8 protein-coding genes and 1 pseudogene are annotated in these 12,334 nt (G+C 57.8%); 1 reads left to right on the forward strand and 8 read right to left on the reverse strand.

The features are described from left to right. Positions 1–54: 54 nt before the first annotated feature. The 3 genes from ABOC21_RS23370 to ssb1 all read right to left on the reverse strand — a co-directional run bounded on the left by ABOC21_RS23370 (position 55) and on the right by ssb1 (position 3,612). On the reverse strand, positions 55–1,449 hold the full coding sequence (locus ABOC21_RS23370; protein ID WP_159237611.1) for an MFS transporter: 1,395 nt from the start codon (positions 1,447–1,449) through the stop codon (positions 55–57). Between the two features lie 45 nt (positions 1,450–1,494). After that, on the reverse strand, positions 1,495–2,583 hold the full coding sequence (locus ABOC21_RS23375) for a 1,4-beta-xylanase (protein ID WP_426813446.1): 1,089 nt from the start codon (positions 2,581–2,583) through the stop codon (positions 1,495–1,497). A gap of 498 nt (positions 2,584–3,081) precedes the next feature. Further along, entirely contained in the window at positions 3,082–3,612 is a 531-nt protein-coding gene (gene ssb1 / locus ABOC21_RS23380; RefSeq protein ID WP_426813447.1) for a single-stranded DNA-binding protein SSB1, read from the reverse strand. 252 nt (positions 3,613–3,864) lie between these two features. Here ssb1 and uvrA point away from each other — a divergent pair, with 252 nt between their 5' ends. Then, complete coding sequence (uvrA, locus tag ABOC21_RS23385; RefSeq protein ID WP_426813448.1) at positions 3,865–6,690, forward strand: excinuclease ABC subunit UvrA; 2,826 nt, start codon at positions 3,865–3,867, stop codon at positions 6,688–6,690. On the opposite strand, the gene ABOC21_RS23390 is transcribed toward uvrA, so the two are convergent. The 5 genes and pseudogenes from ABOC21_RS23390 to dnaB all read right to left on the reverse strand — a co-directional run bounded on the left by ABOC21_RS23390 (position 6,691) and on the right by dnaB (position 12,334). Beyond that, a complete protein-coding gene (locus ABOC21_RS23390) occupies positions 6,691–7,047 on the reverse strand; it encodes an MmcQ/YjbR family DNA-binding protein (protein WP_426813449.1) in 357 nt (118 codons plus the stop codon). Between the two features lie 237 nt (positions 7,048–7,284). Beyond that, positions 7,285–7,999 (reverse strand): annotated as a pseudogene (aphA, locus tag ABOC21_RS23395) (acid phosphatase AphA). 288 nt (positions 8,000–8,287) lie between these two features. Beyond that, the gene (gene tyrB, locus ABOC21_RS23400; protein ID WP_426813450.1) at positions 8,288–9,481 is read right to left on the reverse strand and encodes an aromatic amino acid transaminase; all 1,194 of its coding nucleotides are present in this window, start codon (positions 9,479–9,481) and stop codon (positions 8,288–8,290) included. 220 nt (positions 9,482–9,701) lie between these two features. Continuing rightward, positions 9,702–10,781: an alanine racemase gene (gene alr / locus ABOC21_RS23405; RefSeq protein ID WP_426813451.1), complete on the reverse strand. Its 1,080-nt coding sequence runs from the start codon at positions 10,779–10,781 to the stop codon at positions 9,702–9,704. A 137-nt stretch (positions 10,782–10,918) separates the two neighbouring features. Further along, a complete protein-coding gene (dnaB, locus tag ABOC21_RS23410) occupies positions 10,919–12,334 on the reverse strand; it encodes a replicative DNA helicase (protein WP_426813452.1) in 1,416 nt (471 codons plus the stop codon).

Below are 12,334 nucleotides of genomic sequence, written 5' to 3' on the forward strand. Positions count from 1 at the left end.
TCCGCACAGGAATATCATCAACGATTCCCCGGATGGTATATTTTATCGGCGTAACTAGTTTATCGGCAGCGGCTGCTTCAGATTGTCCTCACTATCGTTTTCCGGACGCGCAGCCTGTCGGCGCTCCGCCAGTAAAGCGCAAATCTCCGCGTGCTTATCTTCCGTAAAGGTGTAGCGCGACATGCAGCCCATACGAATCAGCGAGCCAACTGCCGGCAGCAGACAGATACCGAAGAACAGTCCGTTAAGCACGCTCTCGCTTTGGCTGGCCGCCTGCGGCACGTAGCCTATCAGCGTCAGAAATACGCCGATTAATCCGCCGCCGACGGCCACCGACATTTTGCCGGTAAACGTTTGTCCGGAGAAGGTAATCGCCGCACAGCGCTTGTTGGTGTGATATTCGGCGTATTCAATGGTATCGGCAATCATTGACGAGGTCAGAATATTGGACATCATCACAAACAGCGTGCTTAAACCCAGCAGAATAAAGAGCAGCATCGCGTGCTGATAGCCGGCAAACCACATCACCACGCGCACCAGAATATCCAGCCCGCAAAGGATCATAAACAGCTTTCGCTTCTGCATTCTGCGCGTCAGCATCGGGGCCACGAGGCACAGCACCGCGGCGACAATCCCCATAATACCGATCGCCATTTGCAGCCCGCCGTCGCCCATATTGTAGATAAAGAAATAGATGTAAATCCCGCCGGCGACGTTGTGGAATATGCAGAAAAAGAACGACAGCAGGACGATAAATAGCGGCTTATTTTGCCGCAGATTATGGAAGGTATCGCGCATGGTGACCTTTTCCGGGCCGGCCTGCACGCGCTCTTTAATCTGGAAAAAGCCGTTCAGCATCAGCGGCAGGCCGACCATCATCATCACCAGCGCCGCCATAAAATAGCCCTTATCGTTGCTGTATTGGGCAAAGAACGCCGCAAGCCTGGGGAAGAAGATATTGGCGCAGGCGATACCGGCATTGACCCCCAGCATTGCCGCCGTCACCGCACGGGTGCGCTGACCGGAGTCGTTGGTCATCACCGAGGACATCGACCAGAACGGAATATCCGATATTGCGTACAGCGTGCCCCACAATATATAGGTCACCCCGGCGTAGATAATCATAGTGGTCATATCTGCTTCGATTTTATAAAACGCCAGCAGCGTGACCCCGGTAATTAACAGCGGCGCAATCAGCAGGAAATGACGAAACTTACCAAAGCGGCTGTTAATGGTATCCATAATGCTGGCGAACAGCGGGTCGTGAACCGCGTCCCACGCGCGCGCAATAAGGAAAATCGTACTCGCCGCCAGCGCCGAGATCCCCAGCACATCGGTATAAAAATAGTTAATAAACGAGCCCACTAAACCAAAACTAAAACACTGACCTAAACCATAGCCAAAATAAGACCACAACTCCCGAGACGGTATTTTCATTGTCGTTGCCATAGTGCGTACCCTAATCCCGGCGGCGCACCGCCGGATATATTATTATTATGCCCGTGACGGCTGGGCAATGTGACGAAGCCTGCGCATAAGCGCAATCTCTTTGCGGGAGAACGGGATCCCATTCTCTTCAAAGACGTCGTGGAACCAGAGCCGGCAGTAATCGACAGACTCCTTCATCACCACCGGCCACGGTAGCCACGTCTGGGTTTTACCGCGCACCAGGCCCCACTGGTAAGGGGCGACTTTCGCTATATACATCAGCGGCAGCTGCTCTTCGATGGTGCTGCCGACGTGGCGAGCCAACCATTCGGTGCAAAAAAGCGGCCGCTCCAGCTGCTGGAGCTGCTGGATAATCGCCGTCATGCGGGCGGTATTGGTGTAGGCGTGATAGCTGATCACGTCCGAAAGCGCCAGCGCGGCCCGATCCAGCGGATGCTGGTAGAATGTCTCTCCTTCAACTTCCTCCGGCAGGCGCCACGCGCAGACGGTGAGCGGCTGCGTCGGGTCCTCTTCCCTCGCCCAGCGGAAAGCGAGCTCCATCAGCTCCTGGGCATAGGTTTCCAGCTTTTCGTCGTACAGCACCTCAACCGTACCGGTGGCAAAGATGCCGCGATTGCCCGGCTCGTTATAGAGATCCCACAGCAGAACGCGCTTATCGTCGCGGAACTGGCGGATAACGTCGCGGATATAGCATTCGATCTGCGGCCAGCAATCCCGGTCGCAAACCTTATCCCGCCCGGGGCTCGCCGCCGCCTGGCTGTTGTGCTTGCCGGGTACCGGCGGCTTTTGCGGCCCCAGGTAGGGTTCGTCGCCCGAAAAACCGCAGTCGTCCATCAGCGTCAGCATGGTGCTAAAGCCGTGGCTATCCGCAATTGTCAGGAAACGTCCGATGCGGGCCATCAGGCCATCGCGATCGGCCTCCCAGACGATAAACGGCAGGTTGATGCGCAGCGTGTTGTAGCCCGCCTCCGCCGCCCAGCCCAGTTCGCGATCGATGGTTGGCGCATCGAACGTCTCCTCCTGCCAGATATCGGTCCAGTTGACCGCCGTCGAAGGAAGATAGTTAAACCCGCAAAGCCAACCCTGCTGCTGATACCACGCCTGCGCCTGCTCTTTACTCCACTGCTGTTTCATCGCTGCTCCTGACTGCTGATAATAATTAGCTAATAAATATTAGTTACGGCATAAATGAGCAAATAGCGGCGTTCAGAAAAGAGATAATCCTCACAATCCTGAGGCCCTGATGGAGATGAAACGTGATCGACTGCGCAGAAGACGCGGAGCGAGAGAATGGGGCTATTTAGCAAGAGGGGGAAGAGAAGGATTAGGACGCGGCGGAACGAAATAAAAATATTAACCATTTGTTTATAAAATATAATTTATTTAAAAGCGACGTCAGGTGCGGCGGTCTCCTCCGGCCCGCAGTCGGAGCGGGAAGCTAAGAAGCGCAGACGGGAAATGGGGACAGGAAGCAGGAAGCAGGAAGCAGGAAGCAGGAAGCAGGAAGCAGGAAGCAGGAAGCAGGAAGCAGGAAGCAGGAAGCAGGAAGCAGGAAGCAGGAAGCAGGACATATTAGTACAAAAAAACCCTGCCACAGCAGGGTTTATGATTCTCAGACCGCCGTTCTAAAACTCAGAACGGGATGTCGTCATCGAAATCCATCGGTGGTTCATTAGAAGGCGCTGCCGGAGCCTGCTGCTGCGGACGAGACTGCGCGCCGCCGCTGAACTGGTTCTGGTTGCCGCCCTGCGGCTGCTGAGGCTGACCCCAACCGCCCTGCTGCTGACCGCCGCCTGCCGGAGCGCCGCCGCCCTGACGGCCGCCCAGCATCTGCATGGTACCGCCAACGTTGACCACGACTTCGGTGGTGTATTTCTCAGTACCGGACTGATCGGTCCATTTGCGGGTACGCAGCTGGCCTTCAATATAAACCTGCGAGCCTTTACGCAGGTATTCGCCAGCCACTTCAGCCAGCTTGCCAAACAGCACGACGCGGTGCCATTCGGTCTGTTCTTTCATTTCGCCGGTCTGCTTATCGCGCCAGGATTCGGAAGTCGCCAGCGTGAAGTTAGCGACAGCGCCGCCACTTGGCATGTAGCGTACTTCCGGGTCCTGCCCCAGATTACCGACGAGAATCACCTTGTTTACGCCTCTGCTGGCCATGATCGAATCTCCTGAATACGTTTCTTAATAAGTGTAAACCGGTAATACTAACACCACAAAGGTGCATTTTGATAGCTGGGACGGCGATTCCAGTAAACATCTTATCGCTATACAATTTTTCACCATCAACCCCCGTCACCATTCCAATACTGTATATTCAAACAGGTCGGATTGTGCCATAATTAGCCGTTTCCGCCGTTTGTTCTTCATACAAACCAGGCAATCCGTGTATCTACCTACCGGGAAAGGTGAATGGATAAGATCGAAGTTCGGGGCGCCCGCACCCATAATCTCAAAAACATCAACCTCGTTATCCCCCGCGACAAGCTGATTGTCGTCACCGGGCTTTCAGGGTCAGGCAAATCCTCGCTGGCTTTCGACACGCTGTATGCCGAAGGGCAGCGCCGCTACGTTGAATCGCTCTCCGCCTACGCGCGTCAGTTCCTGTCGCTGATGGAGAAGCCGGATGTCGATCATATCGAGGGGCTGTCGCCGGCGATTTCCATCGAACAGAAATCAACGTCCCATAACCCCCGCTCTACGGTAGGCACCATTACCGAAATTCACGACTATCTGCGTCTGCTCTACGCCCGCGTCGGCGAGCCGCGCTGTCCGGACCACAACGTCCCGCTGGCGGCGCAAACCGTCAGCCAGATGGTCGACAACGTGCTTTCCCAGCCGGAAGGCCAGCGCCTGATGCTGCTGGCGCCGATTATTAAAGAGCGTAAAGGCGAGCATACCAAAACCCTGGAAAACCTGGCCAGCCAGGGCTACATCCGGGCGCGGATCGACGGCGAAGTCTGCGATCTCTCCGATCCGCCAAAGCTTGAGCTGCAAAAGAAACATACCATCGAAGTGGTTATCGATCGCTTTAAGGTGCGCGACGATCTCGCCCAGCGGCTGGCCGAATCGTTTGAGACCGCGCTGGATCTCTCCGGTGGGACCGCCGTTGTCGCCAATATGGACGACCCGAAAGCGGAAGAGCTGCTGTTCTCCGCCAACTTCGCCTGTCCGATTTGCGGCTACAGCATGCGCGAGCTGGAGCCTCGGCTGTTCTCCTTCAACAACCCCGCCGGCGCCTGCCCAACCTGCGACGGCCTGGGCGTGCAGCAGTACTTCGATCCCGAGCGGGTTATCCAAAACCCGGAGTTGTCGCTGGCGGGCGGCGCGATCCGCGGCTGGGATCGGCGTAACTTCTATTATTTCCAGATGCTGAAGTCGCTGGCTGAGCATTACCAGTTCGATATCGAAGCGCCGTGGGGCACCCTCAACGCCGACGTGCAGAAAGTCATTCTGTCCGGCTCTGGCAAAGAGAACATTGAATTCAAGTACATGAACGATCGCGGCGATACCTCCGTGCGCCGCCATCCGTTCGAAGGCGTTCTGCACAATATGGAACGTCGCTACAAAGAAACCGAATCCAGCGCGGTGCGCGAAGAGCTGGCGAAGTTTATCAGCAACCGCTCCTGTACCAGCTGTGATGGAACCCGCCTGCGCCGCGAAGCGCGCCACGTATTCGTCGAAAATACGCCGCTGCCGACGATCTCCGATATGAGCATTGGCCACGCGATGGACTTCTTCAACAACCTGAAGCTCTCCGGCCAGCGGGCGCAAATCGCGGAAAAGGTGCTGAAGGAGATCGGCGATCGCCTGAAGTTCCTCGTCAACGTCGGCCTGAACTACCTGACGCTCTCGCGTTCGGCAGAGACGCTGTCCGGCGGTGAAGCCCAGCGTATCCGCCTCGCAAGCCAGATAGGCGCCGGGCTGGTCGGGGTGATGTACGTTCTCGACGAGCCGTCCATCGGCCTGCATCAGCGCGACAACGAACGCCTGCTCGGGACGCTGATCCACCTGCGTAATCTGGGTAATACGGTCATTGTCGTTGAGCATGATGAAGACGCGATTCGCGCCGCCGATCACGTGATCGATATCGGTCCCGGCGCTGGCGTACACGGCGGACAGGTGGTGGCTGAGGGCACGCTGCAGGATATTATGGCGGTGCCGGAATCCCTGACCGGCCAGTACATGAGCGGCAAGCGCAAGATTGAAGTACCTAAACAGCGCGTAGCCGCCGATCCGCAAAAGGTGCTGAAGCTAACCGGCGCACGCGGTAACAACCTGAAGGACGTTACCCTGACGCTGCCGGTGGGCCTGTTTACCTGCATTACCGGCGTCTCCGGTTCCGGTAAATCAACGCTGATTAACGACACGCTGTTCCCGATTGCCCAGCGCCAGCTCAACGGCGCGACTATCGTCGAACCGGCGCCGTATCGCGATGTGCAGGGGCTGGAACATTTCGATAAGGTTATCGATATCGACCAGAGCCCGATTGGACGCACGCCGCGCTCTAACCCGGCAACCTATACCGGCGTGTTTACGCCGGTACGCGAACTGTTCGCCGGCGTGCCGGAATCACGTTCACGCGGCTACACGCCGGGGCGCTTTAGCTTTAACGTTCGCGGCGGCCGCTGTGAAGCCTGTCAGGGCGATGGCGTCATCAAGGTCGAGATGCACTTCCTGCCGGATATCTACGTGCCGTGCGACCAGTGCAAGGGCAAGCGCTATAACCGCGAAACGCTGGAGATTAAGTACAAAGGTAAGACTATCCATGAAGTGCTGGATATGACTATCGAAGAGGCGCGCGAGTTCTTCGACGCCGTGCCGGCGCTGGCGCGTAAGCTGCAAACCCTGATGGACGTTGGCCTGACCTATATCCGCCTTGGCCAGTCGGCAACCACGCTGTCCGGCGGCGAAGCCCAGCGCGTGAAGCTGGCGCGCGAGCTGTCGAAGCGTGGAACCGGGCAGACGCTCTATATTCTCGATGAGCCGACGACCGGTCTGCACTTCGCCGATATTCAGCAGCTGCTGGAAGTCCTGCATCAGCTGCGCGATCAGGGCAACACCATCGTGGTCATTGAGCACAACCTGGACGTTATCAAAACCGCGGACTGGATAGTGGATCTCGGGCCGGAAGGCGGCAGCGGCGGCGGGGAAATTCTCGTCTCCGGGACCCCAGAGACGGTTGCCGAGTGCGAAGCCTCGCACACCGCGCATTTCCTCAAACCGTTGCTGGGCTAATCACGGCGAAAGCTGCTGTCGGGCCGGCTCCGACAGCAGCCGAACCGCCTGCTGATAAGAGGCGTCGACCAGGTAGTAAATCTGCGAATCCGGCAGCGAACCGTCAAGGAACACCGTACTCCAGTGGGCCTTGTTCAAATGCCGGCTAGGGCGAACGTCAATGTGCTGCTCCCGCAGGAGCTCGGCGAGTTCCGGGCTGGCCTTCAGCGACACCGCAGGGCGCTTATCCTCCACCTCTTTGACCATCGCAAACAGCACGTCCGACACTTTAATCTGCGTGGCCTTCCAATCGCTGTGCTCGCTTTGCTCCGCGCCAGGTTTGGCCATGCAGTAGAGCAATAACTCCGAAATTGTCATCTAATCTTCCCCCATGAGCGTCGCGACGCGATGGCGCGAACCGCCGTGAATGCGATATTCCGTGAGCCACACCGCAGCCCGACTGTCGATGTCAGATAAGCCATCCATGCTGCGAATGAATCTTTCTAAGTGTGCAGCAATAAGCGAAAAGGTAAACCTTCCGGGACGGATTTTGTACAAAAAAACGGCAGCCCGCTGGCTGCCGCTGTTGCTCGCTATCATTTCATCCGCAGGCGATCAGTAATCGGAGTTCACAATCACCTCTTCCCCCTGGGCCCCGGCCATCGGTAAAGGCTTCCAGGAGGAGTTGGAGGCGCGCAGAATGCGAATACCTCGCGCGCCCGCTTCCCGGGCTGCGCCAATATCGTTATCCGAGTCGCCGTAGAAAACCTTAATGTTTTTCTCCTGCAGCCACTGGGTTTTCGTATTCTGTCCCGGCTTATCGCCGGCAAAAATGACCGGATTCATGCTTGTCGCGGGGATCAGGAAATCATCCTGCAGGGTTTTCGATACCGTTTCGGTTTTGGTCTGACTGCGGCCGGTCACAAAATAGATGCTATCGCCGCGCTTTACGTGCATCGCAATCAGTCTGACGCGCAACCTCTTTCGGCATGCTGAAATCATCCCAGCCGTTGTTCATTTTTTCCCAAAACTCGGGGTTTTTCAGGTAGGCGTCGCTGCCGGGAGAGAATGTTTTCTGGCCGCGCCAGAATCCTGGGCTGGAAAACAGCACGGTATCGTCAATATCAAAACCTACCGCAATCGGCGGGCGCCCCAGCAGGCTATTTTCAATCTGCGCCACCGATACCCAGTGAATCGGCGCCTGTTCAGCGAGCTTAGCAACGTTGGTTCCCGTCGAGAGGGGCTGCGGCATCGAGGCGCGGGCAACGACGGCGCTATTAAGCGTCAACAGCAGGCAGGCGGCCCCGAAGGCCAGAGTAATTTTGCGCATATTTATCCCTATAGACGTCATCATTCAGACTGCCTCTTTGACGGCCACGATTAGCCGAACGCTCCCTTGGGGCTTAGACGCATTTTGCCTGATGCCGAGTGCAAATAATCGAATAATTATAATTTTCAATAATGTGGGTGCTTATAAATTCACCATGACCTTAACCCCGGCATCCGGTGATGAAAAGAGGTTTCTGCTCGAATGTCATAGAAAAAGAGAATGATCACACTTCAGGAAGGGAATTGCCCTCTCCTTTATACGCCGGAAAGGGCCAGATATTGCCGGGGGTTATATCACTGCAGAAAATGCCTGCGCCACGCGCTGGACGTTGCGCGAGTTAAGGCCCGCCACGCACATCCTGCCGCTGGAAATCAGGTAGACGCCAAACTCTTCGCGCAGGCGATCGACCTGAGCGGCGCTGAATCCCGTGTAGCTAAACATCCCTCGCTGCTTGAGCAGATAGTCGAAATTAACGCCGGGTACCGCATCTTTCAGGACGTTCACCAGCTCCTGGCGCATCGCCAGAATGCGCGTGCGCATCTCCTCGACTTCCGCCAGCCATGAGGCCTTCAGCTCCGCGTCGTTCAGCACGGCGGCGACAACCTGCGCCCCGAAGCTCGGCGGGCTGGAGTAGTTGCGGCGTACGGTCGCCTTCAGCTGCCCCAGAACGCGGTTCGCGGTCTCTGAATCTTCGCAAACCACCGACAGGCCGCCGACGCGCTCGCCGTAGAGGGAGAAGATTTTCGAGAACGAGTTGCTGACCAGCATCGGCATGCCGGCGCTGGCAATCGTGCGGATCGCCCAGGCATCATCGTCCATTCCCGCGCCAAAGCCCTGATAGGCGATGTCGAGGAAAGGGATCAGGCTGCGCGCTTTCAGCACTTTTGCCACTTCATCCCACTGGGCATGGCTCAGATCGGCGCCGGTCGGGTTATGGCAGCACGGATGCAGCAGCACGATGTCGCCTTCAGGCAGCGTCCGCAGCGTCTCGAGCAGCGCCTCAAAGCGCACGCCGTTGGTCTCATTATCAAACCAAGGGTAAGTACTTACTTCGAAGCCAGCCCCTTCAAAGATGGCGATGTGGTTTTCCCACGTCGGATCGCTGACCCATACGCGGGCCTGCGGGAAGTAGCGCTTGAGGAAATCCGCACCCACCTTCAGCGCGCCGGAACCGCCCAGCGTCTGAATAGAAGCGACGCGCTGCTGCAGCAGTACCGGATGCCCGGCGCCAAACAGCAGCGGCGCAATGGCGCTACGGTAAGGATTCAGGCCTTCCATCGGTAGATACAGCGAGGCACCGTGCGGCTGCGCGTTAAGGCGCGCTTCCGCTTCCGCCACCGCCTGCAGCTGCGGGATAATGCCGTCTTCGTTATAGTACAAACCGATGCTGAGGTTTACTTTGTCACTCCGCGGATCTTCTTTGAAACGCTCCATCAGGGAAAGAATGGGGTCGCCAGCGTAGGCGTCAACTTTCTGAAACACGCGATGTTTCTCCAGGTTTACAAAAGGCAGGTAATAACACAATAAACCGGAAGCCGTGGCAGGTCGAGAGGATGTTGGCGGATTGCCGACGTCGATCGTCCCATGGAGCGCAACCGGGTTTTTTCCCGGCTCGCGGCGTTAACGCCGCAGCCGGGCCGTCGCATATCGCCCCGGTCCCGCTAATCGTAGCGCCACCGGGGAACGTTGCGGCAAATCGGGGTTAATCGACGTACTTCATCGCAACGCGAGAAGTCAGGCGCGTGATAAGTTCGTAAGCACTTACTTTTGTAATTTCTGCAATCCGTTCAACGGGTAAACCTTCCCCCCACAGCACTACCGGGTCGCCGGACTTATCCTGCGCCTCGGGGCCGAGGTCCACGCAGATCATATCCATTGCCACGCGGCCGACAATCGGCACTTCCCGACCGTTAACCAGCACCGGCGTACCGGACGGTGCGGCGCGCGGATAGCCATCGCCGTAGCCCATCGCCACTACGCCCAGCCGGGTATGGCGTTCGCTAATCCAGGTCCCGCCGTAGCCCACCGGCTCACCCGCTTTATGCTCGCGGACGGCAATCAGGCTCGAGGTCAGCGACATCACCGGCCGGCAGCCGAAATCGGCCCCGGTGGAGTGATTCTCCAGCGGCGAAACGCCGTAGAGAATAATGCCCGGACGCGCCCAGTCGAAGTGCGACTGCGGCCACAGCAAAATCCCGCCGGAGGCGGCGATAGAGCGCAGGCCCGGCTTGCCATCGGTAAAGGTGGTGAAGATATCCAGCTGCCGCTCGGTGGCCCCGCATTCCGGCTCATCCGCCCGGGCAAAGTGGCTGACGACATTCACCGGCTGGCGGACGTTTTTACAGCGGCTCAGGCGCTGGTAGAACGCCTCCGCCTCTTCCGGCAGCACGCCCAGCCGATGCATGCCGGTATCGAGCTTCATCCAGACGCTAACCGGTTCGCTCAGCTCCGCGTTTTCCAGCGCTGCCAACTGTTCGGGGCTATGCACCGCCGTTTGCAGCCGCTGGGCGGCAATAACCGGCAGGTCGGCGGCCGCAAAAAAACCTTCCAGCAGCAGGATAGGCTGAGTGATGCCGCCCGCCCGCAGGCGTAGGGCTTCTTCAAGACGGGCGACGCCAAAGGCGTCGGCATCAGGGAGCGTTCGCGCGGTCTCGATAAGACCGTGTCCGTAAGCGTTCGCTTTCACGACTGCAACGAGCTTGCTGGCAGGCGCCAGTTCACGCAGGCGTTGCAGGTTGTGTCGCAGAGCGCGGCGGTTAATGACTACAGTTGCCGCTTGCATTTCAATTCCTTAATAAAAGAATCGCCGGTATCCATCGCGCTGCGGGGAGACGACAGGCCCGGGAGCCCCGGAACAGGCTAAGCGATCGAGGCGGGCGGGCGAGTCAACGTACCAGCGGCGTGCAGGACTACGGAGATTTACTCATCATCATACTGAGGGCCGGCATAGTTATCGAAGCGCGACCATTGCCCGTTAAACGTCAGACGTACCGTACCAATTGGGCCGTTACGCTGCTTACCAATAATAATTTCAGCGATGCCTTTCAGGTCGCTGTTCTCGTGATAAACCTCATCACGATAGATAAACATGATTAAGTCGGCATCCTGCTCGATAGAGCCTGATTCACGCAGATCGGAGTTTACCGGGCGCTTATCGGCGCGCTGTTCCAGCGAGCGGTTAAGCTGCGACAGGGCCACCACCGGCACCTGCAGCTCTTTGGCCAGCGCCTTCAGCGAGCGAGAAATTTCAGCGATCTCCAGGGTACGGTTATCGGAGAGCGAAGGTACGCGCATCAGCTGCAGGTAGTCGATCATAATCAGGCCGATCCCGCCGTGCTCGCGGGCGATACGCCGGGCGCGGGAACGCACTTCCGTCGGCGTCAGGCCGGAGGAGTCATCGATATAGATATTGCGCTTTTCCAGCAGAATGCCCATGGTGCCCGAAATTCGCGCCCAGTCTTCATCATCGAGCTGGCCGGTACGAATGCGGGTCTGGTCGACGCGCGACAGCGAGGCCAAAGAACGCATCATAATCTGCTCAGATGGCATCTCGAGGCTGAAGATAAGCACCGGTTTATCCTGCAACATCGCCGCATTTTCGACGAGGTTCATCGCAAAAGTCGTCTTACCCATCGACGGACGCGCCGCGACGATGATTAAATCCGACGGCTGCAGGCCCGCGGTCTTTTTATTGAGGTCGTCATAGCCGGTATTCACGCCGGTGACGCCGTCGTGCGGCTGCTGGAACAGCTGCTCGATACGCGCCACGGTGGCATCAAGCACTTCGGCGATATTTTTCGGACCTTCGTCTTTATTGGCGCGGCTTTCGGCGATCTTAAAGACCCGGGATTCCGCCAGATCGAGCAGGTCTTCGCTGGTGCGGCCCTGGGGGTCAAAGCCCGCTTCGGCGATTTCGTTCGCCACCGAGATCATCTCGCGGACAACCGCCCGTTCGCGCACGATATCGGCATAAGCGCTGATGTTCGCCGCGCTTGGCGTATTTTTTGACAGTTCAGCCAGATAGGCGAAGCCGCCCACGCTGTCCAGCTGCCCTTCGCGCTCCAGCGATTCCGCGAGCGTAATAAGGTCAATCGGGCTGCCGGTTTCCTGCAGGCGGGCCATTTCAATAAAGATATGCCGGTGCGGACGCGTGTAAAAGTCTTCCGCAACCACGCGCTCGGCAACGTCGTCCCAGCGCTCGTTGTCCAGCATTAAACCGCCCAACACCGACTGCTCCGCTTCAATCGAGTGCGGCGGTACTTTCAGCCCGGCGACCTGCGGATCGCGAACCCGGGGTTCAGTCTGGGGTTTGTTGAAGGGTTTATTTCCTGCCAT

The sequence above is a fragment of the Klebsiella sp. WOUb02 genome (assembly GCF_050058015.1).
Lineage (GTDB): Bacteria > Pseudomonadota > Gammaproteobacteria > Enterobacterales > Enterobacteriaceae > Klebsiella.

Excerpts from the sequence above, each read along its gene's own strand:
- ABOC21_RS23370 (WP_159237611.1), bottom strand. The coding sequence starts at position 1,449 with ATGGCAACGACAATGAAAATACCGTCTCGGGAGTTGTGGTCTTATTTT.
- ABOC21_RS23375 (WP_426813446.1), bottom strand. The coding sequence starts at position 2,583 with ATGAAACAGCAGTGGAGTAAAGAGCAGGCGCAGGCGTGGTATCAGCAG.
- ssb1 (WP_426813447.1), bottom strand. The coding sequence starts at position 3,612 with ATGGCCAGCAGAGGCGTAAACAAGGTGATTCTCGTCGGTAATCTGGGG.
- uvrA (WP_426813448.1), top strand. The coding sequence starts at position 3,865 with ATGGATAAGATCGAAGTTCGGGGCGCCCGCACCCATAATCTCAAAAAC.
- ABOC21_RS23390 (WP_426813449.1), bottom strand. The coding sequence starts at position 7,047 with ATGACAATTTCGGAGTTATTGCTCTACTGCATGGCCAAACCTGGCGCG.
- alr (WP_426813451.1), bottom strand. The coding sequence starts at position 10,781 with ATGCAAGCGGCAACTGTAGTCATTAACCGCCGCGCTCTGCGACACAAC.
- dnaB (WP_426813452.1), bottom strand. The coding sequence starts at position 12,334 with ATGGCAGGAAATAAACCCTTCAACAAACCCCAGACTGAACCCCGGGTT.